The 18690-nt window shown below is 50.1% G+C and carries 15 protein-coding genes, 1 other RNA gene and 2 other annotated features (1 of these 18 running past the window's edge); of the genes, 9 read left to right on the top strand and 7 right to left on the bottom strand.

The features are described from left to right. The first annotated feature begins 6 nt into the window (after positions 1-6). The 5 genes from BQ7367_RS00285 (at position 7) to ilvN (ending at position 5377) form a co-directional block, all read left to right on the top strand. Complete coding sequence (locus tag BQ7367_RS00285) at positions 7-1008, top strand: metal ABC transporter substrate-binding protein (RefSeq protein ID WP_072523646.1); 1002 nt, start codon at positions 7-9, stop codon at positions 1006-1008. Further along, positions 1008-1760 carry a metal ABC transporter ATP-binding protein gene (locus tag BQ7367_RS00280; RefSeq protein ID WP_072523645.1) on the top strand — a complete coding sequence of 251 codons (753 nt, stop codon included), beginning with the start codon at positions 1008-1010 and terminating at the stop codon, positions 1758-1760. The genes BQ7367_RS00285 and BQ7367_RS00280 overlap by 1 nt, the downstream gene beginning before the upstream one ends. Continuing rightward, the gene (locus tag BQ7367_RS00275; RefSeq protein WP_072523644.1) at positions 1753-2583 is read left to right on the top strand and encodes a metal ABC transporter permease; all 831 of its coding nucleotides are present in this window, start codon (positions 1753-1755) and stop codon (positions 2581-2583) included. The genes BQ7367_RS00280 and BQ7367_RS00275 overlap by 8 nt, the downstream gene beginning before the upstream one ends. A gap of 134 nt (positions 2584-2717) precedes the next feature. Continuing rightward, positions 2718-2998 (top strand) — a binding site (T-box leader). Between the two features lie 69 nt (positions 2999-3067). Next, positions 3068-4786, top strand: a complete 1719-nt coding sequence (gene ilvB, locus BQ7367_RS00270) for a biosynthetic-type acetolactate synthase large subunit (RefSeq protein WP_072523643.1) — start codon at positions 3068-3070, stop codon at positions 4784-4786. Positions 4787-4879: 93 nt separating this feature from the next. Beyond that, entirely contained in the window at positions 4880-5377 is a 498-nt protein-coding gene (gene ilvN / locus BQ7367_RS00265; protein WP_442855314.1) for an acetolactate synthase small subunit, read from the top strand. A 733-nt stretch (positions 5378-6110) separates the two neighbouring features. Here the strand turns inward: ilvN and BQ7367_RS00260 are convergent. Beyond that, positions 6111-6893 (bottom strand): 4Fe-4S binding protein, encoded by a 783-nt coding sequence (locus tag BQ7367_RS00260; RefSeq protein ID WP_072523641.1) that lies wholly within the window; start codon positions 6891-6893, stop codon positions 6111-6113. 179 nt (positions 6894-7072) lie between these two features. Between BQ7367_RS00260 and BQ7367_RS00255 the strand changes: the two genes are divergently transcribed. The 4 genes from BQ7367_RS00255 (at position 7073) to BQ7367_RS00240 (ending at position 10654) form a co-directional block, all read left to right on the top strand. Then, positions 7073-8494 carry a hypothetical protein gene (locus BQ7367_RS00255; protein WP_072523640.1) on the top strand — a complete coding sequence of 474 codons (1422 nt, stop codon included), beginning with the start codon at positions 7073-7075 and terminating at the stop codon, positions 8492-8494. Between the two features lie 116 nt (positions 8495-8610). Beyond that, positions 8611-8789, top strand: a non-coding RNA gene (ssrS, locus tag BQ7367_RS00250) — 6S RNA. A gap of 113 nt (positions 8790-8902) precedes the next feature. Then, entirely contained in the window at positions 8903-9766 is an 864-nt protein-coding gene (locus tag BQ7367_RS00245) for a YihY/virulence factor BrkB family protein (RefSeq protein WP_072523639.1), read from the top strand. Between the two features lie 18 nt (positions 9767-9784). Continuing rightward, a complete protein-coding gene (locus BQ7367_RS00240) occupies positions 9785-10654 on the top strand; it encodes a class C sortase (protein WP_235837505.1) in 870 nt (289 codons plus the stop codon). 116 nt (positions 10655-10770) lie between these two features. On the opposite strand, the gene BQ7367_RS00235 is transcribed toward BQ7367_RS00240, so the two are convergent. From BQ7367_RS00235 to BQ7367_RS00210, 6 genes are all read right to left on the bottom strand, one after another. Continuing rightward, entirely contained in the window at positions 10771-15774 is a 5004-nt protein-coding gene (locus BQ7367_RS00235; RefSeq protein WP_072523638.1) for a bacterial Ig-like domain-containing protein, read from the bottom strand. Beyond that, positions 15771-16097, bottom strand: a complete 327-nt coding sequence (locus tag BQ7367_RS00230) for a hypothetical protein (RefSeq protein WP_072523637.1) — start codon at positions 16095-16097, stop codon at positions 15771-15773. The genes BQ7367_RS00235 and BQ7367_RS00230 overlap by 4 nt, the downstream gene beginning before the upstream one ends. 157 nt (positions 16098-16254) lie before the next feature. Further along, on the bottom strand, positions 16255-16899 hold the full coding sequence (locus BQ7367_RS00225) for a PrsW family glutamic-type intramembrane protease (protein WP_072523636.1): 645 nt from the start codon (positions 16897-16899) through the stop codon (positions 16255-16257). After that, positions 16896-17525, bottom strand: a complete 630-nt coding sequence (locus BQ7367_RS00220; RefSeq protein ID WP_072523635.1) for a hypothetical protein — start codon at positions 17523-17525, stop codon at positions 16896-16898. Before BQ7367_RS00220 ends, BQ7367_RS00225 begins: the two co-directional genes overlap by 4 nt. Continuing rightward, positions 17509-17865 carry an ABC transporter gene (locus BQ7367_RS00215; protein ID WP_072523634.1) on the bottom strand — a complete coding sequence of 119 codons (357 nt, stop codon included), beginning with the start codon at positions 17863-17865 and terminating at the stop codon, positions 17509-17511. The genes BQ7367_RS00220 and BQ7367_RS00215 overlap by 17 nt, the downstream gene beginning before the upstream one ends. Then, entirely contained in the window at positions 17855-18397 is a 543-nt protein-coding gene (locus tag BQ7367_RS00210) for an RNA polymerase sigma factor (RefSeq protein ID WP_072523633.1), read from the bottom strand. Before BQ7367_RS00210 ends, BQ7367_RS00215 begins: the two co-directional genes overlap by 11 nt. Positions 18398-18613: 216 nt before the next feature. Further along, positions 18614-18690, top strand: a binding site (T-box leader) (it continues 166 nt past the right edge of the window).

Here is an 18690-nt window from a genome sequence, read left to right as displayed (position 1 = left end):
ATGAGAATGCGGAAAAAAGCACTGTTATACAGAACAGCATGCGCAGCCGCCGCCCTGTGTTTTATCACTTTATCCGGCGGATGCAGCATATCCGGAAAAGAGGAAAAACAGACAAAAGAAGAGGACGGGAAGATCAGCGTGGTGACGACGAACTTCCCGCCCTATGATTTTGTACGGGAGATCGCGGGAGACAGCGTGGAGCTGAGAATGCTCTTAAAACCGGGAGAAGAGGCTCATTCATATGAGCCGACGCCACAGGATATTATCGCGATACAAAACAGCGATATCTTTATCTACACAGGCGGAGAAAATGACGTATGGGTGGAGGAGATTTTAAGTTCTGTGCCTGATAACGGGCGTTATACACTGAAAATGACCGATTGTGTGGAGACAGTGGAAGAAGAACATGTAGAGGGGATGAAATCCCCGGCCGGCCACACCCACGACGAGGAGGAAAATGAGGAGCCTCATTCCGTCCATGAGATCGATGAACATGTGTGGACCTCCCCTGTCAACGCGTCTATGATCGTGGAAAATATCAAGGATATTCTTATCAAAGCAGACCCCTCCAACAGAGAACGGTATGAAACAAACGCTGCCGGATATCAGGAAGAATTGTCGACACTGGACGGACAGTTCCGGGATATTGTGGAAAACAGTGAGAGAAAGCTTTTGATCTTTGGAGACAGATTCCCCTTCCGTTATTTTGCGGATGAGTATGGACTGGATTATTACGCGGCCTTTCCGGGATGCGCAGGGGACACAGAGCCGAGCGCGGCAACCATGGCATTCTTGATCGAGAAAGTGAAAGAAGAAAAAGTACCTGCGGTGCTGAAAATGGAGTTAAGCAACGCGGATATCGCAAATGCGGTGGCAGAGGCGTCGGGAACAGAAGTAAAGGTTTTCTACAGCTGCCATAACCTGTCAGCGCAGGAGTTCCAGGAGGGGGAAACTTATCTGGACATGATGCGGAAAAACGCAGAGACACTAAAGGAGGTATTGAACTGATGGCACTTATAAAGTGTGAGAATGTTTCCATCGGTTATGAGGGCCAGACAGTGGTAAGGGATGTGGATTTTGCGATAGAATCCGGTGATTACCTGTGTATTGTAGGAGAAAATGGCTCCGGAAAGAGCACCCTGATCAAGAGCCTTCTTGGATTAAAATCCGTAGAAAAGGGACAGATCATCTATGGAGACGGATTGAAGAAAACCGAGATCGGGTATCTGGCTCAGCAGACAGATATCCAGAGGGATTTTCCGGCCAGCGTCTACGAAGTCGTGCTTTCCGGCCGTCTGAACAGACGGGGATTGAAACCCTTCTACAGCAGCGAAGACAAAAAAGACGCCATAGATAAGATGGAACTTCTGAATATCCGGGATCTTGAAAAACAGTGTTTCCGGGATCTGTCAGGCGGACAGAAACAAAGAGCTCTTCTTGCCCGGGCCCTGTGTGCCACCAGAAGTCTTCTGCTTCTGGATGAGCCTGTGACCGGGCTGGATCCGATCGCGGCCGGTGAATTTTATGAGCTGATCCGGAAAGTAAACAGAGACTCCGGAATCGCGGTGGTGATGGTGTCCCATGATGTGGAGAGCGCAGTGGAGGATGCCAGCCATATCCTGCATCTGCAGGAGAAAATGCTCTTCTTCGGGACGGCACAGGAGTATCGGAAGAGCCGTGCGGGGAGGAAGTTTTTAGGCAGTGCTCCTTTACCTGGAAATTCAGGAGAATCGGCCACAGGAGGTGGAATACATGATTGACACAATAATTGAAATGTTTTCCTATCCGTTTATGGTGCGGGCTTTTGTGGCGGGGGCCCTGGTAGCGCTGTGTTCCGCTCTTCTTGGCGTCAGTCTGGTATTAAAACGATATTCCATGATCGGTGACGGGCTGTCTCATGTCGGGTTCGGCGCGCTCGCAGTGGCAGCCGCACTGAATGTGGCACCCCTGGCGGTGGCCATTCCGGTGGTGATCATTGCGGCAGTGCTGCTGCTTCGGATCAAGGGAAACAGCCGGATCAAAGGAGACGCGGCCATTGCCCTGATCTCCACCAGTTCGCTGGCGGTGGGAGTGATGGTAATTTCCATGACCACAGGGATGAATACCGATGTATACAACTATATGTTTGGAAGCATCCTGGCCATGAGCAGCGGTGATGTGTGGCTGAGTGTGATCCTTGCAGTAGTTGTGCTGCTTCTGTTTCTTTTATTTTATAACAAGATATTCGCGATCACTTTTGACGAGACGTTTGCCCTGGCTACAGGCGTCAGAGCGGAATTTTACAATACTATGACGGCTGTCCTGACAGCGGTTACGATCGTGCTTGGAATGCGCATGATGGGCGCACTGTTGATCTCAAGTCTGATCATCTTTCCGGCGCTCACATCCATGCGGGTATGCCGTACATTTAAGAGTGTGATCTTTCATTCCGCGGTGATCTCTGTTGTATGCCTGATCATCGGTATTTCTGTTTCCTATGTATGGGCGACTCCGGCGGGGGCAAGTGTAGTCATGACAAATATTGTGGCTCTTTTGCTTTATTCGGCGGTGAGTGTGCTGAGAAACAGGAGCAGACAAGCATGAAGATCAGAATAAAAAACATCAAGAATCCATGATTGACAATAATAATAATACACACTATAATGTATTTAAATTTCACATCTTAAGCTGTTTTTACATTTCAGATTATCCAGGTGAAATACAGCGCTAAGTATACATGAAATGCAGTGACAAGGAGGAGTACGCAGTTTTCCGATGCAAAGAGAGGAGATGGCCGGTGAGAATCTCCGTGAGGAAATTGTGGAAGGTAGCCTTTGAGCAGCAGACCCAACGATGCGGATCCCCGGAGACGGAACAAAGGGGCGTATCCAGTAGGCTCTGACGTCTTTCCCCCGTTACAGGGAAGCGGTATCGGATCAGCTGACGGATCCTGTGCCGGCAGAGTGCAGAGACAGTTCTCTGAATTCAGGTGGTAACACGGATGATATTCGCCCTGGGCATACAGATGCTCAGGGTTTTTCTTTTAGTAAGACAGAAAAATCTTTCATAAAGGATAGGAGGAAGGAAATTGAGACAGATCACAGGAAACAAATTACTGGTAAGGGCATTAAAGGAGGAAGGAGTGGATACAGTTTTCGGATATCCGGGAGCATGTACGATCGATATCAGTGACGAACTTTACCGGCAGGAGGATATCCGGATCATACTGCCGCGGCATGAGCAGGCGCTTGTCCATGAAGCGGACGCCTACGCGCGTACAACAGGAAAAGTGGGCGTATGCCTTGTAACCAGCGGCCCCGGGGCTACGAATCTGGTGACAGGACTTGCCACGGCGAATTATGACAGCGTTCCTCTTGTATGTTTTACCGGACAGGTGGCGAAACATCTGATTGGAAATGATGCCTTTCAGGAAGTGGACATTGTCGGCATCACACGCAGCATCACAAAATATGGAGTAACTGTGCGCAACAGAGAGGATCTTGGCCGGATCATCAAAGAAGCATTTTATATTGCGCGGACAGGACGCCCGGGGCCGGTGCTCATCGATCTGCCGAAGGACGTTATGTGCGAACTGGGAAGTCCGGATTATCCGGACACCGTAAATATCCGGGGCTACAAGCCGAACACCAATGTTCATATGGGACAGCTGAAGCGCGCCCTGAAGATGCTGAAAAAAGCAAAGCGTCCGCTGTTCCTGGCCGGAGGCGGAGTCAATATTGCCCGTGCGAATCAGATTTTTACAGAAGTCGTGAACAAGACAAATGTGCCGGTAGTGACGACCATCATGGGGCGGGGGGCCATTCCCACAGATCATCCGCTCTTTGTAGGAAATCTGGGAATGCACGGATCATATGCGGCGAATATGGCAGTGAGCAACTGCGATCTTCTGTTCTCCATCGGCACCCGGTTTAATGACCGTATAACAGGGAAGCTTCACGCGTTCGCGCCCAAGGCCCAGATTGTACACATAGACATTGATACCGCATCTATTTCAAGAAACATCCATGTACATGTTCCGATTGTGGCAGACGCTCTGGAAGCAGTGACAAAGATGAATGAATATGTGGAGCCATGTGAGACAAAGAAATGGATACAGCAGATCCGGGACTGGAAGGAAGAACATCCTCTTACGATGAAGGGACGGTCTTTGCTGAGTCCTCTTGATATCATCGAGGAAATCAATCGCCAGTTTGATGACGCCATCATTACCACCGACGTGGGACAGCACCAGATGCTGGTGACACAGTACGCGCAGATTACTGAGAAGAAACAGCTTGTTACGTCAGGAGGACTGGGAACGATGGGGTATGGATTCCCGGCAGCCATCGGAGCCAAACTGGGTAATCCGGACAAAACCGTTATCGCTGTGTCCGGGGATGGTGGCATGCAGATGAATATCCAGGAGTTCGCGACCGCTGTCCTGGAGGAACTTCCTCTGATCCTGTGTGTGTTTAATAATGAATATCTGGGAATGGTACGCCAGTGGCAGAAACTGTTCTACGGCAAGAGATACAGCATGACCAATATGCGTTCGGGAGCCCTGTGCCGCAGGACCAACGGCGAGAAGATGCCGGAGTATACACCGGATTTTGTAAAGCTGGCAGAAAGTTACGGAGCGAAAGGAATCCGGGTGACAAAGAAGGAGGAGATCGCATCCGCCTTTGAAGAAGCAAAGAAAAACACAAAGACACCGACCCTGATCGAATTTATCATCGATCCGGAGGAAATGGTTTATCCGATGATCCAGCCTGGCGGTACGCTGGAAGACATGATCATGGACTGCTAGAAATACGCAGGATGGAACCGTTCCGGTGCAGAGATAAAACATATAAACAGGAAAATAAATCAGGGAAAGGAATGCGTGAAAATGGATAATAATATGAAAAAAAGATGGATCTCCCTTTACGTAGAAAATCAGGTGGGAGTACTTTCGAAAATATCCGGACTTTTTTCCGGAAAATCCTACAATCTGGACAGCCTGACGGTGGGTACTACGGAAGATCCTACCGTGTCCAGGATGACCATCGCCACGGTCAGCGATGACGAAACCTTTGAGCAGATCAAAAAACAGTTGAATCGAATGATCGAAGTCATAAAAGTAATTGATTTTACAGATATTTTTGTCAGGATGAAAGAGATCCTTTATGTAAAGGTCTTTAAATGTACACCGTCTGATAAAGTGGAAGTATTTCAGATCGCAGAGACTTTTAAGGCCAAGGTGATCGATTACGGGAAAGACAGTCTGCTTGTAGAATTCGTGCAGACGGCGACGAAGAATGACGCTGTGGTAAAACTCATGAAAGAAGAGTTCAAGAGTATTGAAGTCGTAAGAGGAGGAAGCGTCGGGATCGAATCGATCAGTATGATGGAGAGGTAAATCTGAGTTTGTTGAGGGGATTCAGAAAACGCCGGGGAGGATGGATAAAGTTTAGGGAATAGAAAAATGCCGGTATCGGAAAACTGTATTCTGCGGCGGCAGATGGGTGTCCCCGCCTCCGTTCCGGAATCCGGGAAAACATAAAGGGACTTAGAACCTGCCTAAATACAAAGCAATCCGATGAGCAACTCGCGTTCGCTCAGACAATCTCATCGGATTGCTTAACGGCGGATTCTAAGTCCCTTAAGTTTTTCCATCGGATTCCTCCAAAGTCGCCGGTCCACCCATCTGCCGCCGCAGAAAGGTTCTTCCGCCCGGTACTCTTTCTCTTCCCTGCGCTTCGTTCATCTCTTCCGGCGTTACGATTCATCCCTCGCCAACCTCGCGATTATAAAGTAAGACGAAAGCGGAACGCTATTGGAGAAAAAGACATTTACGAGTCCAAAGGTCATTATGGTGGAGTAATTGGCTGGATGCCGCTTACTCCGCCTGGGTGTCGATAACGTTCCCCTTCCACATTTCCGTTTAAATCTTGAGATTGCTGAGGGGAGAGGATGAGGAGCCGGGGAAGGAAGAGATGTCCGTCAAGGGCCGTGCAGCAACGCCGGCATTTGGGGCGCGTTTTTTGCGCCCTTATGTGCCGCTGCGTTGCTGCCCCGAGCGAAAGCGTGCCCGAGATGGATATCCTCTTCCTGATCCCGGCGCTACATCCATCACCTGGGCAAACTCAGATTTACAGGAAAATTTCGGGATTTTTATCACTTTTGCACACTTTTTTGAGCTTTCTTTCCAGAGACCGTTCTTTTATGGAGCTGACCATACGTGCGCCCTGCTTGCAGACACGGACGCATTTCAGGCAGCCAATGCATTTTTTGTGGTCAGTTTTCGTCAGTGATTTTGCAGAAATCGCGCCGGAGGGACAGACTTTTGCGCAGGCTCCCCATTCGGAACAAAGTTTGGCGTCACACCGGGGAGTCAGAGCGGGTTTCCCGTACTGCCGGTAAGGTGTATTTCCCGGGACATGGAGATCGGTCTGGTCAAAGCTTTCTTCTCTGCGCAGTTTTCGGTTGAGTTCTATGCCAAATTCCGCGGCTTCTCTGAGATCTCCTTTTGTGGGACGCCTTGAGCCTATAGATGGGACGAGGGAGTGCTCTACCGGGAATGCGGCGGCTCCCATAACTTTAAACCCGTGCTTTTCTACGATATCTTTTAATTCAAGCAGAGCATCTTCGTATTCCCGGCATCCGTATGTGGCGATCAGCGCTGCAGGAGTGCCATTTCCTGAAATATTTTCCAGATATTCAGTAAAAAGATCGGGAACACGTCCATAGTATACGGGAATCCCAAAAAGGGCAAAATCATTATGGGCGAATTTCAGAACAGGCTTTTTTTCCTTGTATACGGAAAAATCAAAAGACACTGATTTCAGATCAATACTGCGCGCGGCTTCCATGAGGACTCTCCGGGTAGTGCCGGTTGGGCTGAAGTAGACAAGCTTAAGTTCATTCATCTTCATAAAGCAAAACTCCTTTGTATGTAATACAATTATGGTACCACAGAGCAAAGAAAAATGCACGTTTTCCTTTTATAAAACTATCTTGTATTCTGCGGATGAAGTGGTATAATACAGGCAACATTGAAAAGGCCCCGAAACAGGATATAGCAGGGAGCCGCTGATGGCTGGAGGTATGATGTATGCTTCTGTTTGTTATGTTTCTTGTGGTCGATCTTGTGACGATTGGCATATTTTACGCAGTTTACGGCGGAAAAAGAAAGTACTCTGAAGGAATGCTTCTGGGTGTGCATATCCCCGAAAGCGCGGCCAAAAGTGAAGAGATACAGAATTTTATGAAGGCCTACAAAAGGAAGACAAACTGGTTTTATCTGGTAAACGCAGTGGCGGGAGCGCTTGTGTGTGGCCTGTGTTTTTGGTATTTTTCTGTTTTTATGATCGTGTGGTGTGTCTGGCTGCTGGAGATGTGTATTGGCGCGGTGGCTCTGGTTTATCGGACCCACCGGAAATTGTATGATCTGAAGATGGAAAGAGGCTGGATCGGAAGTGCCGGAAGCAGGATTATGGCCGGAGTTGACACCAACACAGTCTCAGGATCGGGACGTTCAGGAGTTCCGGCCTGGTGGCATCTGATCTTCTGCGCCCTGATCCTGCTTCCGTATCTCGCGCCGGGAGTCCGGGCATATCTTGGCAGCTCGGAGGATGGATGGATCCTTCTGTGCACGGCTCTGACGGTTACTCTGCTCTTCGGATTTTTGCACATGGTGTTCCTGAGGGTGAAAGATAAGGTATACAGCGAAGATCCCGCATTGAATCGGAGCGTCAACCGGATGCAGAAGAGGGTGGAGTCCTGGGTAATGACCGGATGCAGCCTGTCCAATGCGCTGGCCTATCTTATAGTGGCCTATCATATGGATACCGAGGGATGGCTGGGAGCTGCCGTATACGCGGTATATATCGTTCTGGAGACACTGCCGGTGGTTTTTCTCCTGGCCGGATTTTTCTACATACGTTACAGAAAAGAACAGTTCCTGGCACATAATGAGGCTCCTCTGTATATCGATGATGATGTGTACTGGAAGAACGGATGGTACAGTAATCCTCACGACAAAAGACTGATCGTACAGGACTGGGTATGTTCCTGGAATTATACGACAAATATGGCAAAGCCTGCCGGAAAGATATTCCTGGCGGCAGGGATCGTGGTAACCGGGGCAGTACTGATTCTGGCGTGTGTGCTGATGTGGAGGATTGATTTTACTCCGATCAATCTGGAGGCAGAGGAAGCAAAAGTTTCAGTGACATCCGGATATTCCGACGTGGAACTAGGCTATGATGAGATCCTTGGTGTAGAATTGCTGGACCGCCTGCCGGAAGATGAGTATAAAAGAACAAACGGAGGAGATGACGGCCGGGTGCTGCTGGGGAAATTTAAGGGGAAAGAGACCGGAAAATGCAGAATGTATCTGTATGTCGGATACGCCCCTATCCTGGAGATCAGCACTCCAGATGGCCCGGTCTACGTCAACAGCAGGACCCAGGGTGAGGCTGCAGAGTGGAAGCAGGAGATAGAAAAGTACCGGAAGGAGTTTGAGGCAGAATAGGAAAGAAAGCCTGCCGGTGTCAGCTGTGCCAGAGTCAGAGCCGATAGGTTGGAAAAAAGAATCAGTTGTAAAATACATATGTTTGGAGTATAATATCCATAGAGTTGATTCAAAAAGTCAGCCTGGGATGTGCGACAACCCTGTAATTTTGAACCTACATTTCTTTAAACGGGATTCCTATATTTCTGTAATATGTCAGGCCTCCAATGTGCAGTGGACGACAAAAAAGCAGATGCGGTTGCCCACCTAGCTGTGGCTAGGACTCAAAATACAGGACCGGCATTTTGGGTGACTACGAAAGATAAAGGCGGTCGTCTTGTGCGGCCGCTTTTTCCACTTAATTACTAAGCTGAAGATGCCCGAAATAGGGCGGAGGATGTAAACAGAGGCTGTAAGAGAGTTAAGATCATGGAGAAGAGAAAGCAGATCAAATATAAGATAATCAGGATCATATTGATGATTAATTCTCATCATACGGGCGCCTATGCAGCTCAGGCGGCCTATTTCTTTGTATTGTCCCTTATCCCGATCTTTCTTCTATTGCTGACAATGGTACAATTCACTCCGGTGACCATGGACGATGTGCTCAAAGCGGTTCTGCAGGTATTTCCTGATACAGTCCAGCCGCTGATGAGAAGTATTGTGATCCAGGTATATACGCAGTCCAGCGGTTTTATTCCTGTTACCGTGCTTGTAGCCCTGTGGTCCGCAGGACGGGGGGTTCTCTCTGTGACTTCCGGGTTGAACTGTATTTATTCCAATATTGAAACACGAAATTATATCTACCTGAGAGTGAGGGCATCTTTCTATACGGTGATCTTCCTTCTGGCGATCATGCTTTCTCTGGTGCTGTCCGTATTCGGTAACAGCATCAGTGTGGTACTGTATGAGCATGTTCCGTTTCTCAGCAGAGTCGTGGATTTTATTATCCGTATCCGGACACTGGTGACTTTGATCGTACTGACAGTGTTCTGGGATCTTGTTTACAAATTTCTGCCCAACCGGAAAAACCGGGCCAAGACCACATTAAGAAAGCAGCTGCCAGGAGCAGTGTTCACAGCGTGCGGCTGGCTGCTGATCTCTTTCATATTTTCAATTTATCTGGATGTATTTACAGGATTCTCCAGTATGTATGGAAGTCTTACAACGATCATCCTGATCATGCTGTGGCTGTACGGGTGTATGTATATTATCCTTCTTGGCGGGGAACTGAACGCGATTCTGGAAAAATTCCTTGGGAATAAGCCGGACCCGCCGGTGGAAGGTGATTGATAATGCGGAGAAAAGATTATGACTGGGCAGAAGAAAAATAATATGCGGAAGAACAAGATCCTCTCTGTAGTGCTGGTCGTTTTGTTCCTGGCATTTGTCGGGATCATGGACTATCCTTTCCTGGCCCGCCTTTATAATGACCGGGTTCAGGGAAATGTGGCAGTGGATTATGAGAGGGCAATACAGGATGTGGATGACGAGCAGCTGGAAGAAGAATGGCAGAAAGCGCAGACCTATAACAAAGAACTGTCCGGAAAAGGCGTGGCTCTCGCAGACGCGTTCGTTGCTGTTTCCGGCAGTGACAGTGAATACGAGTCCCTGTTGAATGTGGACGGCAGCGGGACGATGGGAGTGATAGAGATCCCCAAGATCGGAGTCAGGCTGCCAATTTATCACGGAACTTCAGAAGAAGTGCTCCAGAAGGGAGCAGGACATCTGGAAGGATCGTCACTTCCGATAGGAGGTACAGACACTCACACTTGCATTTCCGCGCACCGCGGTCTTCCGGAAAAAACAATGTTCACCAATCTGGACCAGCTGGAAGAAGGGGACTGTTTTTTCCTGGATGTGCTGGGGGAAACTCTTTGTTACAGGATTTATGAGATTGAGACCGTGAGGCCGGAAAACACGGAATCTCTGTCCATACAGCAGGGGAAGGATCTGGCGACTCTGATAACCTGTACGCCCTATGGCATCAACACGCACCGGCTTTATCTCCACGGGGAGAGGATCCCCTATGAGGAGGCGGAAGAAGCCGCGTCAGCTGCGGGGATGGGACCGTGGCAGTTACTGGTCAGATACTGGTGGATCCCGGTCACGCTGCTGCTCCTTCTGTGGCTTGTATATCTGCTGTACAGGATCAACCGCGGTGAAAAGAAGCGGAAATAAACGTAGTCCCATTTAGTCCCATAAGGAAGTAAAAAGACTTAATCCCAAAGCCTCTCAAAGACGGATTGGGATTAAGTCTTTTTTGATGCAAATCTTCTATGCAAATATCACGAAGATTAAGATTTTCTTCTCCTGTTATAGATAAGAATTCCCGTCAGGATACATCCGGAAGCCGTCAGCAGCAGGAACCACAGTGTCAGGCTGCTGTGATCGTTGGTCCCTGGAGCATTGCCGCCCTTATCACTGTTGCCCTGGCCCTTGTCAGGAGCCGCAGGATCAGCCGGGGATACCGGTTTGTAATCCGGATCCGCGGCGCCACATTCCGTACACTTTCCATCCTTGTAGCTGTGAGCCAGCATCGGGATGGCTTCGCCTTTTTCAAGTACTTCGCCGCAGTCTTTGCAGACCTTATCTCCGGTATAGCCTTCGGACGTACAGGTGGCTTCTTTCGCTTCGGTCTTCACTGCCTTATGTCCAAGCGCCGTGCCCGCTTTTTCTCGGGTGTCGGTCTCATCGCATCGGTCACATTTTGCCGTTTCCGTTCCGTCTGCCGTACAGGTAGCGTCATTGTTATATACATAGTTTGTGAAGCTATGATCCAACGGCGCGATAACCCGCCAGGTGTCGATATCTGCGATCTCCTTTGTGCACGCCTCATCCTCAAAGAACCTGCCGCAGCTGCTGCAGCTGTAATACTCCCTGCTTCCCTCTTCGGTACAGGTGGCCTCTTTACCCTCTGTCTTAACGGGTGAATGCCCTACTGTTACATTGCATACCGCGGTTTTCTGACCGACATCTGTTGTAACTGTGATCGTTGCCGTTCCTTCTTTTAATGCCTTTATGTTGCCGTTTACATCAACCATGACCACCTCAGGATCGCTGGATGTCCAGGTGACGCCCTGTTCTTCAGGCGGCACCTGTGCGCCGTCTGCACCATGGAAAGCTGGCTCCAGCTTCAGTGTTTCCCCGACTGTCATAGACGCGCTGTCCTGATTCAGGGAAACGGATTCCAGCACAGGCTGATAGATTTCATAATAACCTGGGTTCTCCTGGCTTTCCACGACGGGGGTATAGCTGTTGATATTGCAGGCGGGGCGGATAAACGCCGTGTATCCCGGAGAATTTCTGTCCTGAATTAATCCTGTCTGCATATCGACCAGACAGTTCGAAGCTCCATACCTGACAAATACGGATCTAAGCCACCAGTAATTTTTCTGATAATAGCCATGGGTTGCTCTTGTCTCGCTTTCTCTCTGCGTATCATCAAAATATTCCAGTTTTACTCCTTCGTTCTCCTCCATATACTTCGCATTATACCCATAGGAAGTCTCATTTGCTCCTACTTCTACCAGAGACAGCAGAAAGAATTTATCTGACAGATCTTCCAGTCTAGTGCTGCCATCAGTATATGAACACTTGTATGTTGTGTCTAACACATACGGTATTTCTTCGGCGGAAAAATAGGAGGGAAATGTATCCTGCAGCCACTTTCTTACGTTGGAACTCCTGTAATTTGAATATTCCCTGTTTTCCTTCCTATCTCCGTCATTAAATTTCATGGAATTATTATTTAAAGCAAATTCACTGAGCAGGGTGGTTCCCCCATTTTTATAGCTGTCGCTCTGATCAACTACGATCCATGACAGGCTGTCCCCCGTCTCGGAATACAATGTTTCTCTGGCGCTGTCAGAGGAAAGCGCGGACCCCATAATGATCTTTGCCCCCACCGGAAGCCTTCCTGCCGTACTGACTCCTCCGCTTGCCGGATAAACCTTGAGTGGCAGAGCTGTTGTCTTTCCTTCATAGCTTATCTCGATCTGCGTGGTATCTTCCCCGATCACCTCCGGAGAACAGGTATATCCCGTCACTTCTTCCGTGTTGCCGTCGTCATAGGAGGCGGTCACTGTCATACCCGCGGGATCAAAGTTCTCGCCGACCTTATAGTCGGTCTTGTCCGGCATCCTGGTCACTTCGATACCTGTAAGCGCCCGTTCTTCCGTAGCGGGAAAGACCTTCGTGACAGTCGCCGTGTTGACGGAGACGGATACCGATACGTTCTCTTCATTGAGTGTTGCCTCAAATCCGTCGTCAAAGGCATAGCCCTCCGGCGCGGTCAGTGTGATGACTGCCGTGTAGACCTGGCTGACTTTTGCCTTGCCTGTCACCGGACTGCCGGAAGCGGTGTCCCCCTCATACCATTCCACAGCCGCCCTGATCTCATCCGACGTGTCCTCCGATGTGACCGTGACAGAGGTATCCAGCTCCTGGTTTTTCACAGGCGCGTCCAGGCTTAAGGCTGCCGTCTCTATGTAACTTGAGATCACAGTGACCGGAACCTCAGCGGTAAAGCCGTTATAAGTTACCGTGACCGCCCTTGTATCCTTTTCGATCTTCTCGGGAGATACCGAGTAGCCTGTCACTTCTTCCGCGGTGCCGTCGTCATAGACAGCGGTCACCGTCATGCCGGAGGAGTCAAAGCTGTCGCCCACATCATAGGCAGTCTTGTCCGGCATTTTTGTCACTTCGATACCTGTAAGGCTGCGCTCTTCCGTGGCAGGGAATACTTTTGTGATGACCGCCCTGCCAAGGGAGACGGATACCTGTACATCCTCTCCGTTGAGGGTTGCCGCAAATCCATCGGCGAACGCATAGCCATCCGGCAGAGTCAGCGTGATGGCCGCCATGTATGTCTGACCGCCTTTCGCACTGCCTGTCACCGGCGCTCCTTCCATACTGTCTCCCTCATACCATTCCACAGCCGCTTCGACCATATCAGGCGTAACTGTGACAGAGGTATCCAGCTCCTGGCTTTTTACCGGCGCGTCCAGGCTCAGGTCAGCGCTGCTGACAGGTTTGGCGCTTACAGTGACCGGGATCTCCGCGGTAAAACCGCTGTAGGTGACCGTGACAACAGTGGTGTCCGCCGCCATCTGCTCAGGAGATACGGTATAGTCCGTCACGGGCTCTGACGAGCCGTCGTCGTAAAGGGCTGTGACCACCATGCCGGCGGGATCAAACCTGTCCCCGGTTTGGTAATCCGTCTTAGCAGGCACGGTGGTGATCTCGATGCCGGAGAGTGCTTTCGCCTCCGTGGGGTTGAAGCTGACTTTCAGTGTAAACTGGGTTGTCGTCGCGGATCCCTCCTGTTGAAAGCTTGTCATGTCTTTACCGGTGACGTTCATGGTAAATCCTGTTGTATTAAACTTATATCCATCATCCGCTTTTATTGTTACATACGCCACGTATTCCTGACCGGCTTTTGCGGTCGTGCCCACACTGACCAGAGTACCTGTTGTTTTATCACTGCCCTCATACCACTGCACAGAGGCGGATATATAGGGCGTATCCACCGAAACGTCAGGCAGCGGCTGATTTTTTACCGGGCCGTTCAGCGTTGCGTGGGCGCTTGAAAGCACATTTGCATCGTCTATTGCTGTGGTGATCTCCCCATATACCACTGGAGACGCATTGTGGGTGGGCGTCTCTTTTATATACCAATAGATGTAGTATTTTGTATTGGGAGTCAGACCTGTAAATTCACCGGTTTCCTGCCACTCGTCTGCAGAGGGAGCGTCCGCATCTGCCGGCTTGCAGGCATATGCATATCCGGAAACCGTTTCGATGCGGATGCTGTCCTTCGTGATGCTCAGGACCTTCACCGTTGTAGCTGCAGTGGCATCTGCTTTTGCGACAGTCCCTGAGGTCTGGGCGGTGAGAGAATCCTCATAGCCGTCAGCTCCCACTGCGACTTTGATGATCTTTCCCACATCCTCTGCCTCAGACGGCGTATAAGTCCTGCCGTTGGCGCCGGAAATCGGCGTATCGTCCCGGTACCACTGATAGGTGAGCGACGCGCCGGGAGGCGTGTCTTCCGTCACCGCCGTCAGCGTCTCACCGATCTTCGGCGTGCCGGTGACGCTTACCGTACCATACATATAAGTCTTGTCCGGATCCAGGTTCAGGATTGAATCGGGATAGATTATCTGCACATCATCGGCGCTGTAGGTAAGCTTGAAGGGATCTCCGTTTTTGTCTGTAAAATTGTATCCGCCGCTGACACTGCCTGACACAGGGGACGCCATAAAATAGTAATCCGGATACCCTGACCATTCTTCATCGCAGTTCATCACATCAACCATATAGTTTTTGCCGTTGTATCTCACGATATTCCACATGTGTCCGCCGGATATGTCGGAGCCTTCTATCATTCCTGTGACAGAATAAACCTGAGTATTGTTAAAAGTGGACAGATCGCACAGGTACTGGAACGCCTTGCAATACCCCTCGCCCACCACCTTTGTATCCGGATCCTGATCGAACACATACAGAAGCTGGAACGGATCTCCGTAGTAGGTGTCATACAGCGGATGGTCCGGATCGCTGGCTATATTGCTTGCATCCTCGTTATATGCGGTAAGTTCACAGATGATGTCTTTATAGGCTTTCAGTTTCTCATAGTCGGATTTGTCCTTATTGTCCTCCACGATCTGCTTCGCGTACGCGACGATCCCTTCCGCTCTTTCAGCCGCCTGCGGGCTGAGATAATACTTGTTCTCCACCAGCTCCTCCGGGTCAGTGCCCTGGTAGGTCTCATATACCGAAATCTTGTACTGCAGCGCGGAAATGCTGACAGTGGTACCGACCACATTGTAATCGACACCCGTCGTAAAACCACTCATTTTATCATACCAGTACATATGGTATGGCAGATCCAGCACAAGACAGCTGAATATCTTTTTTGCATTGATATTCTCGTCAATGTAGTCACTAACCGCTTGATTGACCGCGTCCTCGTCTGTGCCATTCTCCAGCGGGACCTGGATTGACAGACCGGAAACCCAAAACTCCATCCGTCCGCCTGTTACCGCCTGCTGCTCAATAATAGACTTTAACTGGGTATAAATCTGCCGTTCCGTCTCGTTGAGATAGTCCATGGTGCTGCCCACGGAGCCCAGCAGCGCGGGGCTGGAGCTGACACGCTCTGTCTTTGTTTCTGCCTGCTGTACTGTCACAATTTCAGAGGCGGCTTCCGCAGGATCTTCTTCTGCCCAGGTGGTGACAGGAAATGCGGTCAGCGCCATCAGCATACAGAGCAGCATGGCTGTCATTCGTTTTTTCATCCTTTCATTCCCTCCTTCTTATGTTCCTTCTTATTGCGTTCCCGGTATCTGATGCAGAGAACAGTGATAATGGCGGCCGCGGTAAAGGAAATCACCCCTGCCAGCACATAGCCGCCCACGTCCTTATGCAGCAGAATAGAGCCATATAAAGAAAGCGTGGCAAAGTGCCCGGAACCTGCAAACGCTCCAAGCGTTCCGACCAGAGAAACAGTCAGGAAAAGGCACAGGGCGGACAGCCCAAAAAGGGCGCGCATTTCCTGTCCGCGCCGTTTCTGACGAACGCGTTTTTTTACCAATCCGACACGGGTTGCCGTATCATACATTCTTATTGCCCCCTTTCCCAAAAACCGGACCGAAAAAAACTTTCACTTATATAGGTACAAAAACTTCCAAAAACTCTCACATGGAAATTAACTTTTTCAAAAAATTTTAAGGCACAAAAAAGAGCCGCCAGATGGCGGCTCAACGCTCGTTTTCTGTTCAGTTTTCCGAATGGCCTGGAAGTGACGAAAAGAATTTTCCCGCGGCCTTTCCAAATATCACGGCCAGTACAGGCAGGGCGTAGGCCACATACTGCACCCAGCCTCCGTAGGCGATCAAAAGGTTATAAATGCCGTGGAAAATCACAGCGGTCCCCAGCAGACCGCAGATTCCGGCCACTTTCAGCCACCCATGCCGCCAGACATACATAAGCCCATAGCCCACAATGGCCCCGCAGACGATGTGCATGGCCCCCGTTCCAAAGCCCCGTATCAGCAGAAAGCTCAGGTGTTCTGCCCCATGCTGTATCAGGTAGCAGATATTTTCAAAGGTGGAAAACCCGGCGGCAACTGTGAGTACGGCAGGGCGTATCTTCTGTGGCTCCGGATCGAACACCAGCAGATAAAAAAGCATGGGAAGAAGTTTCATCACTTCTTCTACCACCGGGGCGATCTCTGCTGTAGCGTTGAAGGGGGTCGCACTGTAGATGGCTGCAAAAAAGGTATTCACATAGGCCGCCGCCAGACAGGCTCCTATGCCCGCAAGGGCAAAGATGAAAAAGCGGAGATATTTCCGTCCCATACAGAAAGCGGCAACAAGAAGCGGGGCGGCGATACACACGAAGATGTTTTCAATATAGGTCATGTCCGCACCGCCTTTCTTACTGCCGGAAACAGCGCAAGGAGTGAAGCGGTCACGGCAAAATCAAACCAGAAATAAGGATTCGCCAGGGTATCGCTCACCCAGGGATAGCTGGAGAGCCACAGACAGTTTTCCAAAACGATATAGCCTGTCATGACAACATGGAAAAACCTCTTGCCTTGATCCGGCTTAGGCTGCCTGTTTTGCCAGATAAGGCCCCGTATGGCCAGCAAAAGCATGGCGGACATCAGAGCGCCGACGATCAGGTTATAGAGCGCGTCGCCTATGCTGATAAAGTACACAGTCAGCGGTATTTCGATCACGAGCGCAAGCCACGGCGCCCGGCTGTGCAGCGCGCGCTCCTCTTTGTCCGAGAGGCTGTATTGCAGCAGAAGCAAAAAGAGGAAACAGCTTATCCATCCGATGTCCGACACATAGAACATCGGCGGTGCGTCCGCGACAAGAAGTGTGTAAAGCAGCCAGTAGAGCATGCCGAACCCGAAACAGCCATAGAAACAGCAGAGCAGGAAATAAGGCTGTCTGCGGCTTCGCAGATAGAATACTCCGGAAAGAACACAGCCGGACAGCGCGGCCAACAGCTGCGTCAGGTTGTCAATGAACTCTACCATCGCCGTCTCCCGTTTCCTCATCCTTTTCCCGAAAGGCTTTCAGCTTAAAACACAGGACAGTTACGCATACGCCCAGGGCAAAAGCCAAAAGCCCGATGATAATATATCCGGCGGCAGCGCTGCCGCCGAAAATGCTCGCTGCTGTTTCATATTCCGTATAGTTCCCGGCAGCCAGTTTCTCAGAAATGCCGGGCATGGCAAAGGATACACCCACGATCACGGCAAGACAGACCACCGTCGGGGACAGTGCCAAAAGGCGGTTCCTCCGCTGCCGTTTCTGCCCCTCGATCTGCTCCACACGCCGCTTGACAGCGGCTACACGTTCCTCGTTACTCCGCATGGGTAATCCCCTCCTCTTTCAAAAGCTTTCGCAGGCTTTGTTTTCCGCGATAGACCATGTTTGTGATCTGTTTTACACTTTTTCCCATAACCTCGGCGGCCTGTGCGTAGCTCAATTCTTCAAAGTAGGTAAGATACAGGGCTTCCCGGTACTCCGTATGCAGCCGCCCCATGCAGAGATGCAGGATACGGCTGTGCTCCCTGTCCTTTATTACTTCCTCGATCAGAGTCTCCGCCTCCGGTTCCTTTGCCAAATCTTCCAGACTGAACACAGCGGGCCGCCTGCTTTTATGCCGCAGCGCCATGTGGCGGGCGGCTTTATAGAGATAGGCTTTCAGGCCGCCGTCCCGGATACGGGGACGCTTTGCAAGCAGATAGGAAAACACTTCGATCATCAAGTCCTCGGCCTCGTGAATGTCGCGCAGATAGCCATTTATGTATAGAGTAAGGGCGTCGCCGTATCGGTTCATCAACACCGTAAGCCCCGCCTCGTCGCCGTCCAGATAGCGGCGGTAAAGTTCTTCATCAGTCATTCTTTCCGTCCCCTGCCGAATCAGTTTCTATTGTACAATTTCACAAATCTATATTCATTATATACGCATATCAGCAGAGTTACAATAGTTCGTCCCTTTTGGCGGCGGCTGCGCATCCTGTGGACGCTGAAATTTGAAATAAGTGAATAACAAGAAAAAAATTAAGAGGATCTTGACAAACCGGGAGCCTGTGATAGAATGGAAGAGTAATTTTTGATAAAGGCTATGAACGTGTAAAGTAGAGACCCATTTTCTATCAGAGAGAGAGGATCACCGGCTGCGAGTCCTCTTTA

This window comes from Clostridium sp. Marseille-P3244 (genome assembly GCF_900120155.1).
GTDB lineage: Bacteria > Bacillota > Clostridia > Lachnospirales > Lachnospiraceae > Mediterraneibacter.
The sequence above is the reverse complement of the archived record's forward strand: the minus strand, read 5'-3'. Positions and strand labels throughout refer to the sequence as shown.

Coding starts and splice junctions, on each gene's coding strand:
- BQ7367_RS00285 (WP_072523646.1), top strand. CDS start 7: ATGCGGAAAAAAGCACTGTTATACAGAACAGCATGCGCAGCCGCCGCC.
- BQ7367_RS00280 (WP_072523645.1), top strand. CDS start 1,008: ATGGCACTTATAAAGTGTGAGAATGTTTCCATCGGTTATGAGGGCCAG.
- BQ7367_RS00275 (WP_072523644.1), top strand. CDS start 1,753: ATGATTGACACAATAATTGAAATGTTTTCCTATCCGTTTATGGTGCGG.
- ilvN (WP_442855314.1), top strand. CDS start 4,880: ATGAAAAAAAGATGGATCTCCCTTTACGTAGAAAATCAGGTGGGAGTA.
- BQ7367_RS00260 (WP_072523641.1), bottom strand. CDS start 6,893: ATGAAGATGAATGAACTTAAGCTTGTCTACTTCAGCCCAACCGGCACT.
- BQ7367_RS00255 (WP_072523640.1), top strand. CDS start 7,073: ATGCTTCTGTTTGTTATGTTTCTTGTGGTCGATCTTGTGACGATTGGC.
- BQ7367_RS00245 (WP_072523639.1), top strand. CDS start 8,903: ATGGAGAAGAGAAAGCAGATCAAATATAAGATAATCAGGATCATATTG.
- BQ7367_RS00240 (WP_235837505.1), top strand. CDS start 9,785: ATGACTGGGCAGAAGAAAAATAATATGCGGAAGAACAAGATCCTCTCT.
- BQ7367_RS00235 (WP_072523638.1), bottom strand. CDS start 15,774: ATGAAAAAACGAATGACAGCCATGCTGCTCTGTATGCTGATGGCGCTG.
- BQ7367_RS00230 (WP_072523637.1), bottom strand. CDS start 16,097: ATGTATGATACGGCAACCCGTGTCGGATTGGTAAAAAAACGCGTTCGT.
- BQ7367_RS00225 (WP_072523636.1), bottom strand. CDS start 16,899: ATGACCTATATTGAAAACATCTTCGTGTGTATCGCCGCCCCGCTTCTT.
- BQ7367_RS00220 (WP_072523635.1), bottom strand. CDS start 17,525: ATGGTAGAGTTCATTGACAACCTGACGCAGCTGTTGGCCGCGCTGTCC.
- BQ7367_RS00215 (WP_072523634.1), bottom strand. CDS start 17,865: ATGCGGAGTAACGAGGAACGTGTAGCCGCTGTCAAGCGGCGTGTGGAG.
- BQ7367_RS00210 (WP_072523633.1), bottom strand. CDS start 18,397: ATGACTGATGAAGAACTTTACCGCCGCTATCTGGACGGCGACGAGGCG.